Genomic DNA, 25,984 nt, shown 5'->3' with positions numbered 1-25,984 from the left:
CAGGAACGGAGCAGGATTGGAATGATGGGTTAGCTTTTTTACAGAACCATGTTACTCTGATAGAAGTATTCTATTTTCTTTTAAACTCCAGGAATCCGTTTGGTGAGGAAAAAGAAACAAAGAACACGATCCAGTTGAAATGGCTGAAAGATTACCTTGTTGCAGCAGATAAGAATACGGTAACCGCACTTATTAGACAATATAGCGGAGTCTATGATCAATATAGTAAAAGTGGCTTCAATCCATATTTTCTGGGGTTGCTCATGGAATGTTTACCTGCAGAAGTAGATGGGTATTTGCAGTCGAACCTCGAAGACGGGCAACTATTCAATTTAGGTGCCATATATCCGGCCCTGAATTACAATGGGGAAAAATACCTGGCGTATATTATTGAGAGAATAAAGGTACATCAGGGTTATAGTAAGGACCGCACTAATGTAGAGGACCGCTTCTTTGTGCTCATGATGCTGCAATATAAACATCCGGGGTCGGTAAATGACCTGTTGATAGATGTTGCGAATGATTATCTGTCATTGTATCCTGCCATCAATAAGGATGGTTGGGAAAGAACAATTAATGATGGAAAAGACAGGTATATAATGAGTACGTTGGCTGGTAAGATCCTAATGGAAGCAGATCCTGTGAGCACCAAAGAAAAATTATGGAACCTTATACAGCAGACCAAATATTTGCACCAAACTTTGTTGAATTTACTGTTTAACACGTTCAAGGCAGAGGCCCTTCCCTTCCTGTTGAAAGCGCTAAAGGCATCTACAGATGATGTAACCTATCACGAATACGTGCTGGATCTGATAAAGAAATTTGACAGTGACAAACACAATGAAGCTTTATGGGAGTTGGTATTGCATAAATCGAAACAGGTTCGCCAGTTGGCAGTGCAGGAACTGGGACAAGCTGAAAATGCCATTGAGAAAACTACCGTTTTGTTGAATCATAAAAGAACTGATGTTCGACAAACAGCCGCCCAGATATTAAGTATAATACCTTCACGGGAGGCAAAAGCCGTTTTACGAAAAGCAATTGCCGGTGAAAAAAATGATGATGCCAGAGACGTAATGTTGCTGGCTGTGGCGGAAGAATTATATGCGAATATGGATGATGACATGCTGGCGCAGGTGGTAGCAGATGCACGCGAACGGGGGAAGCTTGCAACACCATTGGAAGCGTGGTTGAGTGAAGATGCCCTGCCTGCTTTGTATTATTCAAATGGTAAGCAATTAAGCAACGATGAGGTGCGCTTTTTACTGTACCGGATGAGCCGGGTAAAAACCATGCGTTCAGACCTGGAAGCCAGGCTGGTAATAAACAGGCTGGATAAAGAAAGGTCAGCCGGTTTTGCCTTACACCTGATCAAACTGTTTATTGATAAAGAAACCAGGCCCGAACATAAATACTTACTCGCTTTATCGGCTTTGCTGGGTAATGAAGCGGTGGCAGATAAAATACGTATTACCATTGACAAATGGATAGATGATAGCCGGTTTAAAATGGCTGAGTACGGCGTAGGCGCGCTGGCGTTGCAGGGAAGCAATAAAGCATTACGCTGGGTGGAGTTATACAGTCGTAAATACAAAACTAAAAAAGCCAATGTAGGAGCCGCTGCCTTATTAGCCCTGGAGGCTGCTGCAGAAGAATTGAATATTACAGTGTATGAACTTGGTGATCGCATTGTACCTGACTTTGGGTTTGAGGGCTTGTTCAGGGAGTTTACCATAGATGGCGACAACTATCGCGCGTTTATTGACAGCAATTTTAAAATAGCATTTTTTAACGACGATAATAAAAAACTGAAGGCTATCCCTGCCAGTGCAGCTAATGAACTAAAAGATGAGTTTAAGGCTATTGCAAAAGAGGTAAAGGACATCGTAAAGTCACAATCATCGCGTCTGGAACATTACCTCGTGGTACAACGCCGGTGGAACAAAGAACAATGGGAGCAATTCTTTTTAACCAATCCGGTTATGTTTATATATGCCACCAAATTGCTTTGGGGCATATATGATAATGGTGTGCTGAAACAATGTTTTTATTCCCAGGAAGACACCACGTTGATGGATGCCGAAGACAACGAAATCTCAATTGAATCAACTGCGCAAACAGGCATTGTGCACCCTTTGCAGCTATCGGCAGAGGAGTTGAAAAAATGGCAACGTAAATTTTTTGATCTTTCCATTGAGCCGGTTTTCCAACAGCTCGATCGGAACATTCATCCATTGGCGCCCGAACACAAAGATGTGACTGTAGTAAGAACCTTTGATGGCATCAAAACGGAATCCCGTTCAATCAGGGGCACGCTTGAAAGATATGGCTGGCGTAAAGGCCCTACTGGTGACGCAGGTTCTATTAATACGTTCTTTAAAGATGAAGAGGCCAGCGATATAATGGCGGTGCTGGAAGTAGAAGGGGTATTTGTATCGGGTTTTGATTCAGATATGGACGCCGAGTTAGGTAGATTGCATTTCAGGCAGCGGCTGGGAAAGAACAAATGGGTACCGCAACCAAAAGACGATAAAGACCCTGTATTGATTCCCTTGGGCAATTTGCCTGAAGTATTTTATTCCGAAGTAATATCGGCCATTAAGGCTATTAAAGTGCGCACAATGAGTGACGCCGGATAAAGCGAAGCAGGAAGTAAAAGGTAGGAAGTATGAAGCTCGCGAATGTTGCACCTCCTACTTCTTACCTCTTACTTCATAAGCTAAAATTACTTACGCGTATAGGTTTTAAAATAACCACATTCCCTGATCGCTTCTTTATAAAACTGCGTGTTGGCGTATTGTTTTAATGATACAAACCCATTCCAGGCTAAAAAGTCAGGTTGGCTGCCATGATCGCCATCCTGGGAATTTTTACTACTGAAGATCTTTTCATCATAATATTTATTACGCTCACATTTGGCCAGCATAAAATGGCATTTTGCCTTTTGCTCGTCAGTTTTGGCGGCCTTTAATCCCAGCGTATAATATTTAGTGGCAAGGTCCATACTGCTGGGGGCGTTTTCAAAAAAATTGACTGAATAATAAAAAGGCCCATCCACCTTACTATCATAAAAAGCCCGGGCATTGCCATACCAGGTAATATTGTAATACGCGTTGGCCAGCAGCATGGCATTAGTGTATATATCCGTACCGGCTTTTATTTTATCCTCCATGTCCTTCATTTTTTTTATCAATGCCAGCTTGGTGTATTTTATTTTTTGCGGCGCTTCATGATCGCAATCATGGCAATCCTGCAAACGTCCCGTAAAGGGATTGCCCGGCAGTACTTCTGTAAGGGCGGCTGCTTCTAATTTTGCAATAGCCTCGCTTAAATTCTCTTTATAAACTAATTGGATGGCCTGGTATTCGAGCAGGTCGTTCACCGTTAAAGGGTACTGTTTGGCATATAATGCTTCGTAAGGCGTTTTATTGGGTTTGTTCAGGAAGCTCTTCATGGCTTCTATGTTTTTCTCATCTTCATAAAATTCCTTGTAGTTATTAAAGCAAGCCGCTTTAACAAGCTCCTGTTGATTTTTATATTGTAAAGCCAGCGCTGCTTTTATCGAATTAATGGCCGCCTGTTTCCTTACTTCAATTTTTGACTGGTCATTCAGTAACCATTCAAGATCGGGCAGGATGGCTTTTTCCAGTTTGCTGTCTGCCCTGGATGTACTGGCAACTGTATTCAGTAATTTCAGTATACGAAGTTGGTCCTGTACCGCTTTTTCTTTTGGTAATTTTTTTTCTGCCTGGGCAAAGGAAGCGGCAGCTTGTTGGGTATTTCCACTACGCATATACAGGTAGCCGGCAGCCATGTGCCACATAGAGGGTTGACTGGTATTACCGGCCTGCGCAATGTGATTGATCAAGTCGTCCAGTCCGCTGTTAGCAGCATTATTTTCCTCACTATTCACCCCTCTCGCCAGCAAAAGGTTCAGCTTTTCGCTGCGGGGGTTTAGTGCATAGATCTCCTGGATGGCGCGGTTTTGATCGCCATAAAAAACACCCAGCATCTGCCACAGTGTTGCCTTTTCGTCGTTATTGGCGCATAGGGCCAGCGTAGCCTTCCAGTCGTTTTCTTCCTGGGGATGAAAACTATAATGGGCTACCGTTTTTAATACATTGGAACCATCGTATACTTTGCTGTAATAGTAATTAGCTTTGGTATAGTTCTTTAATTTATAGCAGGCTCCGGCAGCATAGGCCATGCTGCGATAATACAGCTCATTTTTGGGGAAGGCTTTTTCATTGTTGTCGAAAAAGCTGATCGCTTTTTGTGCTGAGTCATTGAAGAAATAAGAACGCTCCAGCTGAAACCAGTACCGTTGTTTTAAGAACGGGTCTTTTGCCTTGGTAAATTCCTGTGTCAGTTTGTTGTTTAACGGCCTGGCATTATAGTAGGGATTTTTTTTCTTTGAATCATAATCCCACTCATACTCGAAATTGTTCACCGCAAATACTTCCGTTTTCTTGGCCAGTGATAAATAAGTAAGAAAGGCGATTGTCTTTTTATCAGCCTTTTTAAACAACTGGAACGATTGCATACCGGCAGGCAGTGTTTTTAACTTGCCTGCAGTATAACCAGCAACGCTGTCAATTGATCCCTCAGTAGCAGTGCGTAACAAATATTCCAGCTCGGGACGCGGAGTACCGCTTCCTAAATAAGTAGCCCAGTCATTTACGTTTGATTCATTAAACCTGGTGTCGTGTTGGGTATCGTGCCCGATACTGTAATAGAAATTCTCGTTAGAATAAAAGAAAGGTTTGTAGCTGCTGTCTACAAAAGCTTCCGGCGTAAAATTCGATGAGGCGCCTTCTTCTTCCCAATCGCCTGCACAGGCCAGTACAATGCCGGCGCCAACACTAAGTGAACTAATTAAGGTTATTGCTAATTTTTTTGAAAATATCTTTTTCATATTGAATGAGGTTAGTGCTATCGAGGTCGTAGAAGATCAGTTTACCGATGCGGTGATTGGTGTATTGGTTTATTTGTGTTGTAATATCAAGCAGGTCTTCAGCCGGTACATGCTCCCCTTTTACCTCATCACCCTGCTTAAAATAATAACCTGCCTTGAAGCAGGCACGCAGCGCCCTGTACCGGTTGCCGGTTAAATTAGTAAAGTTGCTGTCATTTTCAAATTGTGTCAGGTTAATTTTATTTAACAGATCAATCACTTTGCCATCACGCATTTGAAGTCCCCAGCTAAATAACGGGAGGGCAACCTGCAATGGTAAAGGATAAGACTTTATATAAGCGTTATACCGGTTGGCAATCGATCGTTCGTAAATGGAATTGTTGTTATCGCCATTGATAGCGCCCATGTTGTAATACATCAAAACGCCATAACTAACAGGCGGCATGCCCATTCTTTCCTTGTATTTCACTTGGTGAAGGCGAATGGTAGCCGAAATTTTTTGGTTGGAAATAGTTTGGTATTGCCGAATGAATTGAAAGAATTTATCCCGGGTGTGTTCTGTCCAGTCACAATCGAATTGTATTTCCGGTGTAGTGAGGTGCTGTGATTGATTAATTTGTGTAACCAGGTGAAATACATTCGCGGCCAAAGATGGCACATCGGCAATTGGTAACCGGTCAAATGTTCTGTTTTTTATGAATATGACCGGGATTACCCGGTATTGGTTTATTGATGAGTCAAGCTGAATGGGTGATACGGGGGCTGGTTGAGTGGCTTCGGGTTTAAGATCAATATCAAAATAACGAACGTACAGTGTGTCAACTGCCTCTTTCCGTAATACGTTTTGTTCATAGCCATTCAGGGCGAACTGTGTTCTCCAGTAATAGAATGAGATTGGCCGCTTGTGTTGTTGTTGACAGGCTGCCAGCAACAATACTAAGAACCAACATGGCCACCAGTGCTTTTTCATTAATGGGGGTTAAGAAATAACGGCCCGAAGGTAAGACGGGTTACGCTTTCACCCCAATCAAAAACATAGTGGTTACTGGGTAATCTAATGGAACCAGCTCATTGTTATTCAGGGAAAATAATTCAGTTTTACCCTTCCAGCGGTTATTCACGATCCAGTCATTGGTAAAAGCCTTCGATGAAGGATGAATGGTAAAGCCCGCCTGCTGCAAATGACTTTTCCATTCTGAAAGATCCCAGAAGCAGAAAGTTTCGTGCATTTCGCTTTGCCAGTTATCAGTATAATCTTTCCGGCTCAGGAATTCCATGGCATCGTGCAAGCTGGTTACAATGTAATTTTTATTGTTGATGGTAGTGGTGGAGTAATTCAACACATACCCTTCTTTATGTCTGAAGTCGCGCGCAAAGCGCAGGAACCGAGCATAGGTTGATAGCCGGGTGAGGTAATGAGAGAATGCTGTTTTATCTTCGATTACTTTATAAGGATCCTCGTTACTGCCATCTGTATCGTTCAACCATAAATAAATGATTTGGTCCTTGTTTTCCGGACCTACCACATCGCGGTTGATCCAAACGCCGCCGGGCGCCAGTTCTGCATACCGGTTCTGAATAAATTGTAACAGATCGGCACGGCTTCCATACGATTCAATTTCGTGGGTAAGCGAAGACGTATGAATGGTGTTCATGCTATTGGGTTCAAACACCAGACCGGTTACTGCATTTTTTTGCGAGAAGAAAACAAACGGGTTCACAAACTCGCCGTTTTCCTTCCGTTGCTGGCAAAGCACATATAAATAACGCGAAACCTCAATACCATAAAAGTCTGATTCGCGCAGGCGTTCATCTTTACAGGCCAGTTTTATCCAGGAACCAACGGCGCAACCAATATCGCCAATACGGCCGGGTTGAATAAAGTGGGCGGTGTCATGGTATTTCATTTCGGCTATGTCATCCATTTGCCGTACGTAAACATTATAGTCGCGGGTTTCGGTTAAATCACCGTCGCTGCTGATCATGGCATCCCTGAACAGCATTTGTACTTTTTCGCCCCGTTTGTATTTCAGCCAAACTTTGTAGGCCGAAGTATGCATATGTTGTTGTACGAATGGGTCTTTTTGCCATTGGCTGCTTTTGGCAATCTGCTCTACCACATCCCAGGGCAAGGGCGAATGGTGTTGCCAGGTAGCCATATCCTGCAACTCAGCCGGTAGTATAGTAAAGCCAAGGTGGTGATACATGTTCAGCACCGGTGTGGAACAAATAACTATCGTATTGTTTGGCGTGCAATGGAACTGCCCCTCACTGTCGTGCTGAATGCGCTTGAGCGTGTACTCCGCAAAATTGGGCACATACCCAACATCGTCAATGCCATACATATAAGTGGGAACGTCCAGTTCATTGCCAAAAGCTTCGATGGTAATGGCGCGCAAATAAAACGGCAGGGGATTACGGCGGGTGTTGGAGTGGTTGGCTGACGTAACGGCAAATAATACTGCCTCAATTTTTTGATTGCTGCCAATAGGTTTACCAAATACATCCTTTTCGTTTTCCAGCCCGTTTTTAATAAGACCCTGAATATAGCGAAACTGGAATTGGGTAAGGAGCTGGTGGCGACCGGGAATCAACAGGTACATGAAACTGATTTGCGTTAAAGATACAGTTTGACACCGATAGCTTGGTACTACCACCGAAAGTTTTATATTGCAGCCCATGTCAGTATCCGGTTCAGAGATCAAAGTTGCAGTAGACGCCATCGTATTCGGCTATTCCAAAAACGAAGGCGTATCCATTCTGCTTATTCAACGGAAATACCCCCCATTTAAAAATATGTGGGCTATACCAGGAGGCTTTGTACTGCCCGATGAGTCACTGGAAGAGGCAGTACGCCGCGAATTGGTGGAGGAAACCGGCATTGAGGTGAATTACCTGGAACAATTGTACACTTTTGGCGAACCAGACCGCGACCCTCGTAAACGGGTAATCTCCATTGCCTATTTTGCCCTGGTAAAAAGCGCCCAGTTTCAGCAGTTAAAAGCCAGTACCGATGCCGAGAATGCACAATGGTTCAATTTTAAATCCCTGCCTTCGCTGGCCTTTGATCATAAAAAAATACTGAACATGGCCATTGAGCGGGTGCGCACCAAGATCCGCTATCAGCCAATTGGGTTTGAATTGCTCGATCGTAAATTCCCATTTTCCGACCTGGAAAAATTATACATTACCCTGCTCGACCGCGATATAGACCGCCGCAACTTCTCCAAAAAAATGCTGGCCCTTGGTATACTCGATGAAACCAATGAGTATGCGAAGTCTGAAGGAAAGGGCCGCCCTAGCAAAATGTATCAGTTCAATAAAAAACGTTATCAGGAACTGGTGAAAGAGGGGATTAATTTTGAGGTGTAATAGAGGCAAAATCATTTTTACCCTTCCTAATCCATTCAAAAATCAGCATTGGTTTTTGAAAAAACAGTTCTTGTTATTTAAAAAACAGCGTTTGTTTTTCAAAAAGAATCTAATATTTTTAAAAAGTATGACCATTCTTTTCAACCACCAGAACGTTCTTTTAAAAAAAACGGCCATTTAATTAAAAAGAATCTTCATCTGATTGAAAAAGCTGTTCAGCTTTTTCAATGAACAGTTCTTGTTTTTGAAAAAACACTTCTTGTTTTTAAATAGAAATACCTTTTTTTTAAATAAAGTCTTTTTCTTTTTAAAAAGAAAATTAATTCAGCTCAAACCCCACCAGCACTGTTTATTAAATATACCCAATATCTTAAATTATTTTAAAGCCTTGCCGGTTGAAAATAGGTAAAGTATATTACCACTGCATTATAAGCTAAAATTTATTTTGCGTGTATTTTACGCAAAATTTGGAGATTCCAGATACGCGATATAAATTTGCGTATAAATAACGCAAAATGAAAGCAACTGGTGTTATTATCGCAAGATTTCAGACCCCGTACCTCCATGAAGGTCACAAATATTTAATCGACGAAATTCGGTCGAAACACAATAAAGTAATAGTGGTGCTGGGCGTATCCCCGGTAAAAGGCAGCCGCCGCAACCCATTCGATTTTTATACCCGGGAACGATTATTAAAACAATATGCGCCCGAATTGATGGTGCTGCCCCTGAGTGATCATCCTTCCGATGAAACCTGGAGCAAAAATCTGGATACCCTGTTACAAAATACCTTCCCTTCAGAATCGTTTATATTGTACGGAAGCCGCGATTGCTTTATGCCCTATTACAATGGCCATTGTCAGGTAGTTGCCCTGCCTGAATTTGGGGAGCACTCTTCCACAGCTATTCGCAATGAAAACAGCGATAAGGTGCTTGACTCTGTCGATTTCAGAATGGGGATCAATTATGCTTTTCAGAATACCTATTCAAAAGTTTATCCCACTGTTGATATTGCTGTATTAAGGGATGGCAATACCCAGGTATTGTTAGGGAAAAAGCACAACGCACCGGAATGGCGTTTCCCAGGTGGGTTTTCAGACCCTACCGACGATAATTATGAATCAGCAGCCCGCCGGGAATTGCAGGAAGAATGTGGTGACCTGGAAATAAATGCCATGCAATATATAGGCTCTGCCAAAATAGACGACTGGCGCTACCGTTCAGAAGAAGACAAGATCATGACGCTGTTCTTTAAAACCCAATGGGTGTTCGGACATGCAAAAGCAAACGACGACCTGAAAGAGTTGGGCTGGTTCCCGGTAAAAGAATTGCAGGCAATGATGCAGCAGGGAGTTATTGTGAAAGAACATCATGTACTGGTAAATCTATTATTAAACAACCTGAAAGGATAATTTAACAGACCTTAAAACAACCTTGGATCACAATTTAAATTGAACATCATATGAAAACGCAAGAGAACTTTGTATTACTCGCCGACGCTTATAAATATTCTCACCATAAATTATACTATCCTGGTACAACGAAGATCTATTCATATCTCGAAAGCCGGGGTGGACAATTTGATGAAACCATCTTCTTTGGGTTACAATATTTTCTGAAATATTATTTAGAAGGCCAGGTCATCACCAAAGAAAAGATGGATGAAGCGGAGGAATTTTTAACCCAGGTATTTGGCAGAACCGATGTGTTCGATCGCAGCAAGTTCGATTACATTCTGGAAAAATACAATGGTCGCTTGCCAATTCGGATAAAAGCAGTAGCCGAAGGAACTGTAGTGCCTGTGAACAATGTACTGATGACCATCGAGAATACAGACCCTGAATGTTTCTGGTTATCGAACTTTTTAGAAACCCTGTTGATGCAGGTATGGTACCCTTGTACCGTGGCTACCGTTTCACGCGAAGTAAGAAAGATCGTAGAAGAGTATTTTGAAGAAACCGCTTCAGAAGCATCAAAACCAGGAATTGATTTTGTGTTGAACGATTTTGGGTTCCGGGGTGTAAGTTCAGTTGAAAGTGCCGGTTTGGGTGGCGCCGCCCACCTGATAAACTTCAGGGGAAGTGATACATTGATGGGAAGTATGATGGCAAAAAGATACTACGATGCACAAAAAGTATATGGCTTATCAATACCGGCTACAGAGCACTCCGTTTGTACGCTGTTGGGCGAGGAAGGTGAGCTGGAAATATTCAAACACATTTTAAAAACTTTCCCTACCGGTGTGGTGGCTTGTGTGTCTGACTCGTTCGACATCTTCAGGGCATGTAGCGAATACTGGGGAACAGAATTAAAAGACCTGGTATTGAGCAGGGATGGCGTACTGGTAATTCGTCCGGATAGCGGCGACCCGGTTTTCACCCTGTTGCGCGTGTTTGATATATTATTGACCAAATTCGGCTATACCATTAATGAAAAAGGATACAAGGTATTACCACCACAAGTGCGCGTGATACAGGGTGATGGGGTAAACGTACAGGCCATCCGCAGTATTTATGGCGCCCTGAAAGTAAATGGCATCAGTGCAGAAAACCTGGTGTTGGGAATGGGTGGCGCCTTATTACAAAAGGTAGATCGTGATACGCAAAAATTTGCCTTTAAATGCTCTTATGCCGAAATAGATGGTAAGCCTGTAGATGTACAGAAACACCCGGTAGAACTGGATACCCATGGTAAACTGATACAATCATTTAAAAAATCAAAAGCCGGACAATTAAAATTAATTCGCACCGATGAAGGCTTTCAAACCGTAAGAAAAGAAACCTCAACCGGATATGAGGACCAACTGATAACGGTGTTTGAGAATGGAGAGATCATCAACACCAGCAGTTTTGAGGAGATCAGGGAACGGGCGGTTGTTGAGGTGCAATTGATATCGTAAAAAAGAATTTATGAAACAAAGTAGAAGAATAGAAATAGCAAAAGATACACTGGAGATATTGGAGAAAGGATTTTACAATAATAGCCAGGGCGAAAAAGTAGATATCACCGGGATCCAAAAGAACGCAGTAGACAATACCCGGTTATTCAAACCCGAAGAGTTGGATGAGTTGTTGAATAACACTAAAAAAGAAAACAGCTACCAAACCCAATACGAAGTAACGAATGAAACTACGTGTGATGCGGCCCGCCGCCTGGTAAGAGAGGGAGTACAGGGTGTTATGTGTTTGAATTTTGCTTCCGCAAAAAATCCCGGAGGTGGCTTTCTTGGGGGCGCTCTGGCGCAGGAGGAATGTATAGCGCGGGCAAGTGGTTTATACCCCTGTTTGCTCACCGCGATGGAATACTACACCTATCACAGAAATTCAGGCACCTGTTTGTATTCTGATCACATGATCTATTCCCCCGCTGTGCCCATTATAAAGAATGAGGGCGGGCAGGAACTGGATGAGCCGGTATGTATCACTATCATTACCTCACCGGCTGTGAATGCAGGTGTTGTAAGAAGAAGTGAAGAAAATAATGCTGAAAAGATAATTCCCAGGATGCGCGTACGGGTAGAGAAACTGTTAGCGCTTTGTTTGAGTAAGAAACATACGACGTTGGTACTCGGCGCCTGGGGTTGCGGTGTATTCCAGAATGATCCGGAAGATATCTCCCAACTGTTCCTGGAAGCGCTTACAGGCAAATTCGCCAACCAGTTTCAACAGATAATATTTGCCGTTAAAACGGATAAGGAAAGTATCATAGAACCATTCAGGAAAAGATTTAAATAGGTAAGCAATGCAATTAAATTATATCAAAGGGGATGCAACGTCTCCTATTGGAGAAGGAAATAAAATTATTGCACATGTATGCAATGACATTGGCGGTTGGGGCCGGGGTTTTGTGTTGGCGCTTTCCAAACGGTGGTCACAACCGGAAAATGAATTCAAGAAATGGTTTAAATCAGGCGAGAACTTCTCATTAGGGGAAGTGATTTTTGTACAAGTGGAAAAGGATTGCTGGGTAGCCAATATGATTGGTCAGCATGATATAAAGTCCGACAAAGAAGGCATTCCACCGGTTCGTTATGAAGCAATCGGAATAGCATTGTCAAAGGTGGCTGTATATGCAAAGAAAATAAATGCATCTGTGCATTTGCCAAGGATCGGGTGCGGACTGGCTGGCGGCACCTGGGATAAAATGGAGCCGGTTATAATTCAGGAGCTGGCAGAGAAAGGAGTACCTGTGACGGTATATGATCTGTAATGGAAGCACGCGATAATTAAAAGCAAACTAATGAAACCAAATCCTGTTCACGGCGCTTTATTTGGATTGGCCATAGGTGATGCATTGGGTGTACCTGTTGAAATGATAAAGCGGGATGTTTTGAAACAAGATCCTGTTGTAGATTTCGCGAACTATAAAGGTCCAGAAGGATATAAAGGCCATAACCAGCCATTGGGCACTTTCTCCGACGATAGTTCCCTCACGTTTTGCCTGGCAGCGTCATTATGCGATGGGTACAACCTGAATGATATAGCAGCACAGTTTGTGAAATATTTCTTCGAAGATTATTGGACGGCAGGTGGTACCGTGTTTGGTGTAGGTAAATCAACAGAAGACTCCATAACACGGTTACAGAATGGCGTTCCTCCAGAGCGATCCGGTAATTACGATGTGAACTGCACGGGCAATGGTTCATTAATGCGGATATTGCCCTTACTGTTTCATCTGCGGCCTTACCCTGTAGGAATGCGATACCATATGACCAGGCAGGTTGCCTGTATAACACATGGAAGCATGCAAACCATTTTACCCTGTTTTTATTTTCTCGAGTTTGCCCTGGAGTTATTAAATGGCAGTGACAAACAAACGGCCTATGCCAATGCCGCACAAACGGTATCAACCTTTATTCAAAACCTGGAACTTGGGCAGCAGGACATAGATGTGTTAAAACCATTGATCAGTGAGGATATTACAAAACGAAGTGAAGAATCAATCAATACCATACACCATGCAGTACATACCATTCAGGCGGCCATGTATTGTTTTATGAAAACAAACAATTACAAAGAGGCTGTATTGATGGCCGTGAACCTGGGTGATGATACCGACACCACCGCGGCGGTAACGGGCGGGTTGGCAGGTTTATATTATGGGTTTGATACCATCCCTGAAAAATGGATCGATCAGATAAAAAGAAGCAATGAGATAAGAGACCTGTGCGATCGGTTATCGATCGCAATGGGTCTGTAAAGTGAAGTATATGGAAAAACAACTAAAACATATAAGTAAATTTTTAAGCCTGGTGCTAAGACATGAACCAGAGCAAATAGGGCTTACCCTCGACGAAGAAGGTTGGGCCGATGTTACAGAACTGATAGAAAAGATGAATAAAAAAGGCACGCGCCTTGACTTTGAAACCCTGCAAATAGTAGTTGATACCAACGATAAAAAGCGGTTTGCTTTTAATGACAATAAAACCCGCATTCGTGCCAGTCAGGGACACACCATAGAAGTGGATCTGAATCTGCCGCCGCAGGTTCCTCCAACGATCCTGTATCATGGAACGGCAATTACCTACCTGCCAGTTATTAAAGAAAAGGGGTTGGTAAGAATGGAGCGGCAGCATTTGCATTTATCTGCAGAACAAGGAACCGCCAAAAACGTAGGCGGACGTCATGGTAAACCGGTGGTGCTGGTTATTCAGGCACTGGCTATGCATGATGAAGGCTATGTATTTTACCTGTCGGCCAATGGTGTTTGGCTAACCGATCATGTGCCGGCTGCATTTATTGAATTCTAAAAACAACGTATGACAACGAACCCTGTTCACGGCGCTTTATTTGGTGTGGCTATTGGCGATGCATTGGGTGTACCGGCTGAGTTTAAGGACCGCAGCGTGTTGCGGCAGGATCCTGTAACGGACTTTATAGGTTTTAAAAAGTCACGGGCAACCGCCTGGTACTTTTTCCGATGACAGTTCGTTAACGTTCTGTCTGGCTGAATCATTATGCCTTGGATATGACCTGAATGATTTGGGTAAACGTTTTGTAATGTGGTATGATGAGAACTACTGGACTGCCGATAACGAAGTCTTTGATATTGGTAATACCACCCGTAATGCTATCGACCGCTTAAGAAGAGGAACCCAAACACCCTGGTTAGCGGGCGATTTTGAAGAAGACTGTAATGGAAACGGTTCTTTAATGCGTATTATGCCGTTGTTGTTTTACATCCGTGATTTTGATATTGAGAAAAGATTCGCTCATATCAAAGACGTTTCTGCTGTTACCCATGGTCATATCCGCTCCAAAATTGCCTGCTTCTATTACCTGGAGTATGCATTGGAGTTGTTGAAAGGTCGGGATAAGCATACAGCTTATGCCAATACCGCCAAAACGGTTTATGATCACATTGTAAAAAAACAAATTGCAAAATCTGAGGTGGATAAGTTTGCCTCTTTATTAAAGGAAGATATTTCAAAAAAAGATGTTGAATCCATTCCTTCCTGGGGCTATGTGATGAATACCTTGCAGGCATCCATGTATTGTTTTCTTAACACCGATAATTACAAGGATGCAACTTTAATGGCCGTTAACCTGGGTAATGATGCAGATACTACTGCGGCCGTAACCGGCGGACTGGCAGGCTTGTATTATGGGTTTGAATCCATTCCCGAAAAGTGGCGGAATGAAGTTAAAAGAAGCAATGATATAAAAAACCTGTGCGATCGCCTGGCGAAAGCCATGGGCATATAGCATTTTACCAGGCCATTAAACCTTTTCCTCCTTCGCCTGTTATTATTGGCATGTCTTTACAATTGAGTATCCTTGATCAAACCCCCATTCGTCGGGGAAGCAATGCAGCAGAAGCCTTGCAGGAATCTATAGAGCTGGTTCGCAAGGCAGATGAATGGGGTTATACCCGCTATTGGTTGAGTGAACACCACAATACCATTACCCTGGCCGGGGCTGCGCCTGAGATATTGATTGCGCGCCTGGCGTCAGAAAGCAAACGCATCCGTTTGGGATCAGGTGGTATAATGCTGCCGAATCACAGTACGTTAAAGGTGGCGGAGAATTTTAAGTTACTCGAAGCCCTGTACCCACAAAGAATTGATCTGGGTGTGGGCCGTGCGCCTGGTGGCGACCGCATAACAGCACAGTTATTAAATCCTTCCAATACATTCGACCCGCAGGAATATATTCAACAGATCAGTGATTTACAGGATTTCTTAAACGACAATCCCAACTACAACAACATCCAGGGTAAAGTACGGGCCATACCGAAAATTGACACGGTGCCTGACATGTGGATGCTGACAAGTAGTGGCGAAAGCGCTTATCTCGCGGCCCATAGTGGCATGGCGTTAAGCTATGCGCAGTTCATCAATCCTGTTGGCGGTAAAGAAGCCATTGCGATTTACAAACAACGGTTCAAACCATCGGCACAGTTGAAAGCGCCCAAGGCAAGTGTGGGTGTTTTTGCTTTTTGTTCCGAAGATGAACAAAAAGCGGCGCAGGTACAGGCCGTTATGGATTATCGCTTATTGAGTTTTGAAAAAGGCCGGTTTGATGAAATACCTACATACGAAGCGGCAAGTAAATATGACTATACCGCTGCTGAATGGCAACGGGTATTGTTTAACAGACAGCGTACTATTGTAGGCACGCCCGCTATAGTAAAAGATAAAATAACAGCCCTGGCTGCAGAAATGGATGTAGCTGAAGTTATTCTTTCCACATTTACCGAAAGCCGGGAAGACCGTTTCAACAGCTACGAATTATTAGCTAAGCTGTTTGAACTAACTGTCAATACGAATAACAAGCAGGCATAATATTACTGGCATAATGTTTATATAACAAGATAAGCTGCCTTAATGGGCGGCTTTTTTATGTTATATAATTTACAGGGGCATTGCCAATTCTGTAATCACGTATTATTTTTAGGCCAAACAAAACAGTTACACAAACTGTTTTATCAATAGTCGTATTAGTTTATATATGAAAATTAAAGCAATTATAACAGGCGCATCCGGAATGGTAGGGGAAGGGGTTTTACATGAATGCCTGTTGCACCCTGATGTGGAAGAAGTGCTGATAGTAGGCCGTAGAACAGCTGGTTACATGCATCCCAAGTTAAAAGAAATAATACATCCTGATTTTTATGACCTCTCAGCTATCAAAGATCAGTTGAAGGGCTATAATGCCTGCTACTTTTGTTTAGGCGCCTCTTCTATTGGCATGAATGAAAAGGACTATCATCATGTTACCTATGACCTTACCATGCATATGGCAACCATTCTGGCCGATCAAAATCCAGGCATGACCTTTTGCTATGTATCTGGTTCCGGTACCGATAGTACGGAGCATGGTAAAATGATGTGGGCCCGCGTAAAAGGACAAACAGAAAATGACCTTATGCGCCTTTCATTTAAAGCAGCTTATATGTTCAGACCGGGTTTTATGCGTCCAACCCCAGGATTGAAGCATGTATTAAAAGGCTATAAATTCCTGGGCTGGATGTATCCTGCATTTAAGGTATTGTTCCCTGGCAAGGTATCAACATTACAGGAGGTAGGGTGGGCGATGATCAACGTGACTTTAAAAGGATATGAAAAATCAGTACTGGAAGTAAAGGATATTATCAGGCTGGCTCATACCGCATAATAAAAAATCCCGCCTGGGCGGGATAAAAAAAGCATTGCTGCTTTTTATTTTTTCTTGATTGCAGTTTCACAGTGATTCATCGGTAAAGGACCTCAGGAGGGTTGTTTAGTTGATTAAAAAATTTTATTGAGCGATCAGCATTTTTCTGGTGTGTTTAGTGTCTTTGATATACACGTTCAGGAAATAAACTCCGTTTGCCAACCGGGGCAGTTTTAAAGAAATTGTATTTCCATTGAAATCTGGTTGAACCTGGACTTTTACACCCACATTGTTTATTAGTTCCACCCGCGTTTGTTGCGGTAATACATTGTCTTGGAAGGCAAGCTGTATCAGTTGCCGGGCCGGGTTGGGGCTTACAATAAAACTATTGTTGTTCAAAGCACCCTCATTCAGTTTAACCGATATAATTTGAGTATAAGTAATTGAGTTATTGGCTTCCACCTGTTGTATGCGGTAATAGGTTACCGGATATATAGGGTTAAGGTCCTGGGTGGTATATTTTTGCGGACCGGCATTACCGGTAGCATTGATGGTTTTAATAGCTTCCCAGTTGCTGCCGTTGGCCGATCTTTCCAATATATATTTATCTGACGCGTTCTCCTGCTCTGCGGTCCAGCTGATGGTTACAGTGCCGCTATTAGTTGGTATGGCCTCAAAGCTGCCTATTTTAATGGGCAGGATACTGCATAATGTAGTGGCCGTTAATTCTGAAGAGATATTATAGAATGTGGAGGGCGAATTCTGGTTTTTGTAAGAGGTGGCTATCCATCCTGCGCTACGGGTGCTGTTCGAGATTCTGAATTCATCAAAGGTTCCATACAATCCTTCATCACTGCCATATTGCGACCGGCCAAAATAGTTGGCATTGGTGTTGCCCAGGTCATTAGGCGTAAGGTCGATTGTGCCGGAAACATCAGCTACGCCATCATAATAGAAAACACCGACATCGCTGGCAGCATCTATAGTCACTGCAAAATGGTGCCAGGCGCTGGTAGCGGTTGAAGTAGCAGAAGATAATCGTTCTTCACTACCATTGTTATTGATAGTTATTGCAAAACGTTTTATGCCATTGGTGCCCGTGCTGGGAGTAAGGAACATATTGAATTGGGTGTTTTTGCCAAAATCAAATATGCGTTCCCAACTGGTAGTCACCGTTTCAAGATATACCCAACCTTCAAACGTAAAATTATTTACCCCTGTAAACATGCCATTAGGCAATTGCAGGTACTTGATGCTGCCTGAGCTTGATTGAACAAATGGGTTATTATCTAACCGGCGGCCATCGCCTATCTTGCTCCCGGTTAAGTTGGTTGTTCCAGTATTGGTCAGGTTGCTGCCGTTGGTAGTGCCATCACTCACACTGCTGTTAAAATGCCATACACCCATATAGTTGGCGTCCCATACTGCCGGGTTAGAAGGATTGGCCAAGACGCCTGTTTTCCCATAGAACATACATATTAACTTATTAGTATTGGCAACAAGCGTAGGTAACTTTACCCATGCTATATACTCACCCGTGCTCGCTGTATATTTTTCCAATTGCATTGGTAAAACAGTACTGCAATCAGGCAGCGTGAATATAACATCATACCCGTTTGCATTTTGAAGCCGGCCACCGGCGGCAGCTTGTTTCAATGAAGGATCAGTAATGCTGATCAATACAGGAAAATTGCTTAATGATCCCGTTACCTGGGAACCCTGGATAGTGATGGATCTTCCATATGAATAACCAGTTGGTTGTGCAGTCAGCTGGCTATGGAAAAGCACTGCTGGTACGAATAGACAGAAGAATCCCTTCTTCAAAGAGCTATTCTTTACTTTGAATTGTATCATACCTTAACCATTAATGAACTTCTGCCTGTTACGGATTCAGGTGCATCGGGAATCTGGCGAAGTCTTAGTTATAACCGTATTCATAGCAAAAAAATTGCATAGGTGGAAAATAAATGTAATGGGAAACCTTTATTATTTGATATATGTCAACGTCTATATCAGGGTAGTGATTTTATTCTACAATGCATTAAGTAGTAGCAGTATATGGAGGTATATATAATCTTGTATATGTGAAATGTATTGTAATATATACAGTTAATACATTCAAAATTTATGTGGAGGCATTAAAATATTACCGGCTTTAGCGCCTGTAGCTGCAACACATACAGGGCTAAAGCATGGCCGGTAATGAATGTTCAATGAATTGATTAGATGGTAAAGGTTATTGTGCACACCTTCTCAGTGAGCTTCTTGCGGGCTCGCATCGTTGGTTATTTTTTTGTCTTGCAGTAATCCGTTCGATTTCACCCATAAGGTGAGTGAAACCAGGGAGGTGAAAATTAACAGGCTCGATAAATTAACCTCGCCTTTTAAATACAATACTGCGCTTATTACACTTGTAATGACAATACATGTCAATTCCAATAGCAGGTAGAAAAGTTTCATATGGTACCGTTGATTTTATAATGAATGAATACGGAATACGGAATTACTTATCAGTGCATACTGATAACATACCAATACGTTGATTAATCCCAGCGATAATTGGAATTGATTAAATAGTCAGGTGACGTAAGGAAATTGGAATTCGACTTAGGGGTAATAAAGGTGCAGGGAATAATAGGTGCTACGTACCATACAAATTTGGCAAGCAAATTTTAATAGTGCAAGCTTTTGAGGTTCTTTCCTTAAATATTTATTTTTCTTATGGGGAAGTTATTTAGGGCCAGGTATTCGGCCCATTGTAAACCACCTGGTAATTGCCGGTCGCTGAACTCCAGGTGAATTACCCTTCTTTTGTTATTGTTAACGGTTCTGTTGGATGCGTGCAGTAATAAGGGCTGCATGATCATAATGCCGCCGCGTGGTACCTTACAAACCACTTCTTTTTCTTTGCTCCAGTCAATGGTCTCAGGCCGGTAGATGCCTTTCCGGTGGGAACCTGGTATTATTTTCAGGGCGCCATTATTTTCATCGGTATCATCGAGGTGTATTCTGATGGTGAAAATATTCTCTAGCAGATCTATGGGTGGTTGTACAGCAAACTGGTCATTCTTTACGGTCCATTGTTCAAAACCGGCACAGGTTTTTTTCTGATCTACGGAAATAGTCAGGTCCTGGTGATAAGCAACAAACCAGTTTGATTGCTCCGGTTTGTCGAAATAGATTGATTTTACCAGGAAATAATCCTTACCAAATAACTGAATTATTATATCACGCAGGCGGCTGTTAAAGACCAACGGGCTAATATCCGGTACTTCTTTTACAAATCGCCTGATGGCAAACAGATCATTTGTTTTTCTAAAGGCCGGGCCGCTGGTATCGATATTATTGATGGTGTCAAGAATGCTCGTGATTTCGGATGCAGTAAACACGTCATTGATAATAGTGTATCCATCTGACTGTAAAGGCATCATATTCTGGTTTTACAGTTGAATAATATTATAAATAGGAACCGGCGGATCGAATGACTGGTTGTCTTCGTTTTGATTATAGATCTTAGTCACGATGTCCATGCCTTTTATCACTTTGCCAAAAGCCGCATAGCCCTGTTTGTCGGGATTGTTCTCACCACCATAATCAAAACCGGGTTGATCGCTTAAGCAAATAAAGAATTCGCTGGTGGCAGTGCCGGGCGCTAACCGGGCTAAGGAAATGGTGCCCTTTTTATGCAGAAGATGCGTTTGTGCGGTGCTCTCGTGCGGAATGCCGGTTAACGTATCATGCACTTTCGGCATCGATTTATACATGCCGCCCTGTATCAGTTCGGCCTTATCGGCATTCGAAGGCTGGTTGTCGTCATTCAGCACGCGGTAAAACGAACTGTTTTTGTAATACCCCTTTTTAATGTAAGAAAGAAACGCCTGTACTGATTTAGGCGCCTGATCGGGATATAATTCCACTTCTATTTCACCCTTGCTGGTCTGTATTTCAATATGCGGGTTTTTATACTTCGGTGAACAGGCTCCCATCAAAAGGTTGAGGGATAAAATGAACAGGTATTGGTTGCGCATCGATGAATTTTAACAATGCAATATATAGTTTATAGACTTATTGTTAAAGAAATAATAACCAGCTGTTAACGATCTCCCAAATGAGCTGTTTTACTAAACCACGAGTAAACCGCAGGAACAGTAAACCTTCTTATAGATGACCACTTTTTATTCACTTTAAAACACCAGGTCATGAAATCTTATTTACGCTTAACCGTCTTATTGATTGCCGTTACTTCATTTGCCAGCTGTACAAAAGTTGGTGTTATAGTCGATATACAACCTACCATTACCGGTTCATGGATACTTACTGATGCCGCACAAAAAGATGCCTACGGTTGGTCTGCTGTGAGCACCGGTGTTGAAAATGGCGTGTTTACTTTCTATAGCAATGGACAGGCTACCTATGTTGAAAATGGGGCTACCCTTAAAGGTACCTGGAGCATGAACACTGCTTCTGGCGGATATTATGATGAATCAGGCGTTTACTATACCAATTCGCACCAGGATATGCAGATACATGTATCAAATTACAAAGGCGATGATGTGATAGACATGTACTTTGATAATGTGGTAATATATCCCAACTCTTTTGTAGCTACCAATTATAACAATCACACCATTGGCCGTTACAAGTTCAGTAGATATTAATCGGGTTCTATTCCGTACTATTTTGAAGGGTTATAAAGAGAAGAGCCATCCCGTTAATACCGGAATGGCTCTTATTATTTTAATGAGGCCTGATTAATTTATAACAGACAGACGTTTAGGTTGAAACTCCTGTTCCCATTTTTCTATTTGTTGTAATAGTTGGTAGCTGGAAAGAATATCCTGCGCAAACGAGGCTTGTCTGTTCGACAGATCGCCGGCTTTGCCTTGTGTCAACAACCAGGCATTGTTTATCATTTGCTCATCTGTGTAGCTGCCATCGCCGAGGGAATGATAATATTGCATTTGTTGTTGCAGGTCTTTCTTCAATGATTTGGCCACTTTGTTAGCCAACGGCAGGTCATCGGCCAGGTAACAGGCTTCCAGGAACTGAAGCGAGAATATATTATGGATGTTGCCCCGGTTGGTTGTCATGCCATAAGGCACATTGGCTTCGTTCACATGCTCGTCGTAGCGATGTAAAATTTTTCTGGCTTCTTCCTTTCTGCCGGCCTGTGCCAGGCTGCGGGCTATTTGGGCATGCGCCAGTTTAATGGTGTTAAGACGGCGGCGGTTCTCTTCATCAAAATAAACGCCCTTTTTGCCTGCATTACCATAACCAAAATATTGCATCACGTTGTTATAAGCCACATCAAGGTTTACTCCACTGGTATTGGTATTTTCAACAGGCACCAGTTGATAAGTAAGGCCATTCAAACGAGTGTATTTATCCAAACCCATGTCTTGCGCCGTACCCAGGTTGGAGAAACAGATGGGCCGTTTCCATTGGTTGCCGGCAATAACTGCCAGTATCGCCAGGTCATTCTTGAACAAATAATTCTTACTGCTGAGGTCAATGTGTAAGGAGTCAACCACTTTGTCACCGGCATGTATGGTTCCATTGGCCATTACAGTTTTTACATCAACCGGTACGCTGAATTTTTGAGTGGGATACAAACTATAGGTGTCACCATCCTCTGAAGTGGTGGTGAACCGCTGGTCATCGCTGCCTACTACATTTTTCAGAATGTTGTACAGGTCGTAGTATTTGTCTTTATCATACCCGGGCGTTTGGGAATAATAGATCACGTTGAGTTTATCCCCGGCCACCTGGTCGGGTCTGAACACTACATTAAAGGGTGCGCTGTTATTTACTTTATATCGTAATTGATCTATGCCCCAGTCGGTACCAATAAGTGTGCTAACTACTACGCGCACATCTTTTCTGATCCCTTCCACTTCCTGCGCATACCACAAGGCATAAGAATCATTGTCTTCAGCGGTAAATAAAATGGCATTGGGCGGACAGCTCTTCAGGTAGTTTTTAGCCAGGTCGAGCGCCAGGGTTTTCTGGCTGCGGTCATGATCGTCCCATTCCTGCTGAGCCATTAAAACAGGCACGGCCAATAAGCAAAGCCCGGCCGCCAGGTAGGCGGCTATTGGCGGCCTGGTTACTTTTTCCAGCATCTGTTTTACCCAGAGCACACCTAGCCCAATCCAGATACTGAACGCATAGAACGAGCCTACAAAGGCATAGTCACGTTCGCGTGGCTGATAGCCTGCCTGGTTCAGGAAGAGGACAATGGCCAGCCCCGTGAAGAAGAACAATAACCCATTTACCAGCCCGTCGCGACGGCTGCGTTTAAATTGATACACCAAACCGGCAACACCTAATAAAAGGGGCAACATATATAAGCGGTTGAATGCTTTATTGGTAACGTGGGCGGTGTCGGGCATTTTTTGCTGATTGCCAACCATCACGTTGTCGATAAAGGAAATACCGCTGATGAAATTACTATCGCGTGGATTGCCAAAACCCTGCAGGTCGTTTTGCCGGCCAACAAAATTCCACATGAAATAACGCATGTACATCCAGCCGGCCTGATACCTGGTAAAGTATCTTATGTTATCTGCGATGGTAGGCGTTTCACCAATTTCCAATCCGGCGAACTGGCGGTAGCAATCTACCTGTCCGCGATCATTGCTGGCGTCATACATGCGGGGGAACAGGTGAGCGCCGGGAGCAGCACTCCAGTTCTGTATATAGCGGCTGCCGGCCACTTCATATTTATTTTTTCCCCTTACATATTCATCGCCGGTTTTGGCGTAAGGTGTTTTCTCGGTAAAATCAGGACCGTAAACTATTGGCCAGTCGCCATATTTTTCCCGGCTTAAATAACCTTCCAGGCTAATGGGGTTGTCGATGTTGTACATATCAACCCCCGGGTTGGCGTTTGACCTGATCATGGTAGTGAGGTAAGTTGAATACCCCAGCAGCATAAAGGCGCAGCTCCACAGACCGATTGTCAGGTATTTCAATTTTCTTTTGTTAGCTATCCTTATGCCCCAGGCAATGGTAGCGGCTATTAATAAAAAGAAAACAGTAAAGCCGGAAAAGAAGGGCATGCCCAGTTCATTAGTGAAGTAAACGTCAAAAGCGCCGGCGCCCTTAACGGTGTATACGATAATGAATTTCATTACAAAGCCCGTGATGGAACAGCCAATCAAAAAGGCAAGGATGGTATTTCGCCGGGTTACTTTAAACCGTTTGTAATAATACATCATAATGATGGCTGGAATGGTCAACAGGTTCAACAGGTGAACGCCAATGGAAAGCCCCATCATAAAGAAAATAAATACAAGCCATTTATCGGCGCCGGCTTTGTGTGATTGTTGTTCCCATTTTAAAATGGCCCAGAATACCAGGGCTGTGAAGAAAGAAGAGAGCGCATATACTTCGCCTTCCACCGCACTGAACCAGAACGAATCGGAGAAGGTGTAGGCCAATGCGCCCACTACACCGGCACTAATGATGCTGAATATAGCTTGCCTGCTAAGCGGCGCATCGTTTTTTTGTACCAACTTTCGTGCAAAGTGAGTAATGGTCCAGAATAAGAACAGGATGGTAAAGCCGCTTGCAATAGCGCTCATGCTGTTAACCGCAATGGCCGCGGTGTGTGGGTTGTTCCCAAAAAGGATAATAAAGAACCGGGCGATGAGGATAAACAGCGGCGCACCGGGTGGGTGGGGAATACCCATGGTATAAGCGGTTGAAATAAATTCCCCGCAATCCCATAAGCTAACGGTTGGCTCCATCGTCAGCAGGTAAACAGTACAGGCAATGGCGCATACCATCCATCCTGCCAGGTTGTTCACTTTGTTGAAAGTCATTTTTATGGATTTAAAGTTTATGACATATATATGGTTTATAGAATACACAGTCACCATCACGTGCTAGAGCCGGATGCTTTTTATACTTTAATCCCTTTCCTGATCTGGTAAATACAAAGTGCCTTTCTGTTTCAATGCCTTAACAGCACCTTAAATGTCGAATATATTTACAGAATTACATTTTCAGACGTACTATCAATATCCTATAGAAACGTTAATTATTTCCCTGAGCCGCTTAAACAGATTATATGTGAATAAACAAACATATTGCTGTATTGGTAATGGCATAAAATTTTCTTCTGCTGTACATACAATCTTCCAATATGAAATATGCTATTCGTTGTTTAACGGTAGTAGCCGTGTTGCTCATTGCCGGTAGCTATAATAGTGCCCAGGCACAAAAACTATTTTTCGTGTTTGCACATGGGCAATATGCTGCGCCGGTGCAGGCCAGTTTCAAAAATGATTACAACTTTGGCCTGGGAGCGGAAGCAGGCGCAGGCATTGACCTTGGCAAAAAGACATTTTTAACCGGTACAGTGGGGTATACGGTCTTTAATGCGCCTTCAAAAGAAATAAGTAATTTAACGTATGTTCCCATGAAGCTGGGGGTGCGCAAGTTTTTTTTACCGACTAATTTATTATTTATTCATGCCGATGCCGGGGTGGCGCATATTAAGGATAAAACCACCAATTCATCTTATTCCCGGTTTAGTGGTGATGTGGGCGCCGGCGTAAAGCTAGGCCTGTTTGAAATGGGAGTTGATTTTGATGGTTTCAGTCGTCCAAACGAAGGTTATGCCTCCTGGCTGGCATTTAAAGCGGGCTGGCACTTTGGGTTGTGAGGGGAGTTAATAAGGTTAATATAGTTGATGAGGTTGATAGAGGAAGAGATCGAGGCAGGAAGTAAGAGGTAAGAAGTTGACCAGTTGACGAGTTGACCAGTAATACAAATGATCTGAGTGAACAAATAGAAAGCCGGAAGGGCAATTGCTAAAAATTAGTAATGCCTGCCGGCTTTCGGCATTTTATGCCACCCACTCAACATTTTGACGCCAGAACCCTATATCAACATTGTCAACTATATCAACCCTGTCAACCTGCTTTCTACTCATCAACTGGTCAACTGGTTAACTGATCAACTTAAGCGATTCTTCGAATGTTACAGGCACGTCTTTATCTCTTCTATCGTTTCCAGAAACCTTTTCTCATGTTTAATATTTTTCATCCACGCCAGATCCCGTTCTATCAGGTCAATTTCTTTTTTGATAGTAGCT

At 42.9% G+C, this 25,984-nt stretch carries 22 protein-coding genes; 14 read left to right on the top strand and 8 right to left on the bottom strand.

Features of this window, described 5'->3' with window-relative positions; all coding sequences use genetic code 11:
• Positions 1-2,639 (top strand): DUF4132 domain-containing protein (locus ACJ751_RS23860; RefSeq protein ID WP_407748046.1); only part of this gene is annotated, 2,639 nt, incomplete at its 5' end.
• Between the two features lie 86 nt (positions 2,640-2,725).
• Here the strand turns inward: ACJ751_RS23860 and ACJ751_RS23855 are convergent.
• Genes ACJ751_RS23855 through ACJ751_RS23845 form a run of 3 tightly spaced genes read right to left on the bottom strand, consistent with a single transcriptional unit; the run spans position 2,726 to position 7,518 of the window.
• The gene (locus ACJ751_RS23855; RefSeq protein ID WP_407748045.1) at positions 2,726-4,915 is read right to left on the bottom strand and encodes a hypothetical protein; all 2,190 of its coding nucleotides are present in this window, start codon (positions 4,913-4,915) and stop codon (positions 2,726-2,728) included.
• Entirely contained in the window at positions 4,872-5,885 is a 1,014-nt protein-coding gene (locus ACJ751_RS23850) for a hypothetical protein (RefSeq protein ID WP_407748044.1), read from the bottom strand. The genes ACJ751_RS23855 and ACJ751_RS23850 overlap by 44 nt, the downstream gene beginning before the upstream one ends.
• Before the next feature lie 40 nt (positions 5,886-5,925).
• Positions 5,926-7,518 (bottom strand): transferase, encoded by a 1,593-nt coding sequence (locus ACJ751_RS23845; RefSeq protein ID WP_407748043.1) that lies wholly within the window; start codon positions 7,516-7,518, stop codon positions 5,926-5,928.
• 76 nt (positions 7,519-7,594) lie between these two features.
• On the opposite strand from ACJ751_RS23845, the gene ACJ751_RS23840 reads away from it, so the two are divergent.
• The 11 genes from ACJ751_RS23840 (at position 7,595) to ACJ751_RS23790 (ending at position 16,902) form a co-directional block, all read left to right on the top strand.
• On the top strand, positions 7,595-8,287 hold the full coding sequence (locus tag ACJ751_RS23840) for an NUDIX hydrolase (protein ID WP_407748042.1): 693 nt from the start codon (positions 7,595-7,597) through the stop codon (positions 8,285-8,287).
• Positions 8,288-8,802: 515 nt separating this feature from the next.
• A complete protein-coding gene (locus ACJ751_RS23835; protein ID WP_407748041.1) occupies positions 8,803-9,699 on the top strand; it encodes an NUDIX domain-containing protein in 897 nt (298 codons plus the stop codon).
• Between the two features lie 50 nt (positions 9,700-9,749).
• The gene (locus ACJ751_RS23830; RefSeq protein ID WP_407748040.1) at positions 9,750-11,186 is read left to right on the top strand and encodes a nicotinate phosphoribosyltransferase; all 1,437 of its coding nucleotides are present in this window, start codon (positions 9,750-9,752) and stop codon (positions 11,184-11,186) included.
• Between the two features lie 10 nt (positions 11,187-11,196).
• Complete coding sequence (locus tag ACJ751_RS23825) at positions 11,197-12,021, top strand: TIGR02452 family protein (RefSeq protein ID WP_407748039.1); 825 nt, start codon at positions 11,197-11,199, stop codon at positions 12,019-12,021.
• 7 nt (positions 12,022-12,028) lie between these two features.
• Positions 12,029-12,496 (top strand): macro domain-containing protein, encoded by a 468-nt coding sequence (locus tag ACJ751_RS23820; protein WP_407748038.1) that lies wholly within the window; start codon positions 12,029-12,031, stop codon positions 12,494-12,496.
• 30 nt (positions 12,497-12,526) lie between these two features.
• A complete protein-coding gene (locus tag ACJ751_RS23815) occupies positions 12,527-13,486 on the top strand; it encodes an ADP-ribosylglycohydrolase family protein (protein ID WP_407748037.1) in 960 nt (319 codons plus the stop codon).
• Positions 13,487-13,496: 10 nt separating this feature from the next.
• A complete protein-coding gene (locus ACJ751_RS23810) occupies positions 13,497-14,036 on the top strand; it encodes an RNA 2'-phosphotransferase (RefSeq protein WP_407748036.1) in 540 nt (179 codons plus the stop codon).
• A gap of 9 nt (positions 14,037-14,045) precedes the next feature.
• Positions 14,046-14,210 (top strand): ADP-ribosylglycohydrolase family protein, encoded by a 165-nt coding sequence (locus ACJ751_RS23805; RefSeq protein ID WP_407748035.1) that lies wholly within the window; start codon positions 14,046-14,048, stop codon positions 14,208-14,210.
• A 19-nt stretch (positions 14,211-14,229) separates the two neighbouring features.
• Positions 14,230-14,991, top strand: a complete 762-nt coding sequence (locus ACJ751_RS23800; protein WP_407748047.1) for an ADP-ribosylglycohydrolase family protein — start codon at positions 14,230-14,232, stop codon at positions 14,989-14,991.
• A complete protein-coding gene (locus ACJ751_RS23795; RefSeq protein ID WP_407748034.1) occupies positions 14,958-16,070 on the top strand; it encodes an LLM class flavin-dependent oxidoreductase in 1,113 nt (370 codons plus the stop codon). Before ACJ751_RS23800 ends, ACJ751_RS23795 begins: the two co-directional genes overlap by 34 nt.
• Positions 16,071-16,236: 166 nt before the next feature.
• Positions 16,237-16,902 carry an NAD-dependent epimerase/dehydratase family protein gene (locus ACJ751_RS23790; RefSeq protein ID WP_407748033.1) on the top strand — a complete coding sequence of 222 codons (666 nt, stop codon included), beginning with the start codon at positions 16,237-16,239 and terminating at the stop codon, positions 16,900-16,902.
• Positions 16,903-17,025: 123 nt separating this feature from the next.
• Here ACJ751_RS23790 and ACJ751_RS23785 read toward each other — a convergent pair whose 3' ends face one another.
• The 4 genes from ACJ751_RS23785 to ACJ751_RS23770 form a co-directional block, all read right to left on the bottom strand.
• Positions 17,026-18,735 carry a DUF2341 domain-containing protein gene (locus ACJ751_RS23785; RefSeq protein WP_407748032.1) on the bottom strand — a complete coding sequence of 570 codons (1,710 nt, stop codon included), beginning with the start codon at positions 18,733-18,735 and terminating at the stop codon, positions 17,026-17,028.
• Between the two features lie 399 nt (positions 18,736-19,134).
• Positions 19,135-19,341: a hypothetical protein gene (locus tag ACJ751_RS23780; protein ID WP_014222010.1), complete on the bottom strand. Its 207-nt coding sequence runs from the start codon at positions 19,339-19,341 to the stop codon at positions 19,135-19,137.
• Between the two features lie 242 nt (positions 19,342-19,583).
• On the bottom strand, positions 19,584-20,312 hold the full coding sequence (locus ACJ751_RS23775; protein ID WP_407748031.1) for a phytanoyl-CoA dioxygenase family protein: 729 nt from the start codon (positions 20,310-20,312) through the stop codon (positions 19,584-19,586).
• 9 nt (positions 20,313-20,321) lie between these two features.
• On the bottom strand, positions 20,322-20,909 hold the full coding sequence (locus ACJ751_RS23770) for a peptidylprolyl isomerase (protein WP_407748030.1): 588 nt from the start codon (positions 20,907-20,909) through the stop codon (positions 20,322-20,324).
• Between the two features lie 171 nt (positions 20,910-21,080).
• On the opposite strand from ACJ751_RS23770, the gene ACJ751_RS23765 reads away from it, so the two are divergent.
• The gene (locus ACJ751_RS23765) at positions 21,081-21,539 is read left to right on the top strand and encodes a hypothetical protein (RefSeq protein WP_407748029.1); all 459 of its coding nucleotides are present in this window, start codon (positions 21,081-21,083) and stop codon (positions 21,537-21,539) included.
• 93 nt (positions 21,540-21,632) lie between these two features.
• On the opposite strand, the gene ACJ751_RS23760 is transcribed toward ACJ751_RS23765, so the two are convergent.
• A complete protein-coding gene (locus tag ACJ751_RS23760) occupies positions 21,633-24,707 on the bottom strand; it encodes a protein O-mannosyl-transferase family (RefSeq protein ID WP_407748028.1) in 3,075 nt (1,024 codons plus the stop codon).
• A gap of 323 nt (positions 24,708-25,030) precedes the next feature.
• Between ACJ751_RS23760 and ACJ751_RS23755 the strand changes: the two genes are divergently transcribed.
• The gene (locus ACJ751_RS23755) at positions 25,031-25,552 is read left to right on the top strand and encodes a hypothetical protein (RefSeq protein ID WP_407748027.1); all 522 of its coding nucleotides are present in this window, start codon (positions 25,031-25,033) and stop codon (positions 25,550-25,552) included.
• The last annotated feature ends 432 nt before the right edge of the window (positions 25,553-25,984 follow it).

The organism is Niastella sp. (assembly GCF_045805085.1).
Classification (GTDB): domain Bacteria; phylum Bacteroidota; class Bacteroidia; order Chitinophagales; family Chitinophagaceae; genus Niastella.
The sequence above is the reverse complement of the archived record's forward strand: the minus strand, read 5'-3'. Positions and strand labels throughout refer to the sequence as shown.